The organism is Neisseria sp. WLZKY-1, assembly GCF_046546535.1.
In the GTDB taxonomy this organism is placed as follows: domain Bacteria; phylum Pseudomonadota; class Gammaproteobacteria; order Burkholderiales; family Neisseriaceae; genus Neisseria.
In genome coordinates this window covers 1-207 of record NZ_JBKGTW010000176.1, presented here as the reverse complement: position 1 = coordinate 207, position 207 = coordinate 1, and the positions used below count along the sequence as shown (strand labels likewise).

Sequence of the window (207 nt, the reverse complement as noted above, 5' to 3'; positions counted from 1 at the left end):
CTGTCGCCTTTGTTGGAAGGTATTGCCGAAGGTACGACCGTCTATACCGATAAAGGCTATGACAGTAAGGAAAACCGACAACATCTGAAAGAGCATCGGTTGCTGGACGGCATTATGCGCAAAGCCCACCGCAACCGTCCGCTGACGGAAGCGCAAACCAAACGTAACCGCTATTTGTCGAAGACCCGTTATGTGGTCGAACAGAGC

Annotated in this window: 1 protein-coding gene; it reads left to right on the top strand. The window is 51.7% G+C overall.

Going from position 1 to position 207, the window contains the following annotated elements; translation table 11 throughout:
- Positions 1-207 (top strand): transposase (locus tag ACLD9W_RS12715; RefSeq protein ID WP_410842322.1); only part of this gene is annotated, 207 nt, incomplete at both ends.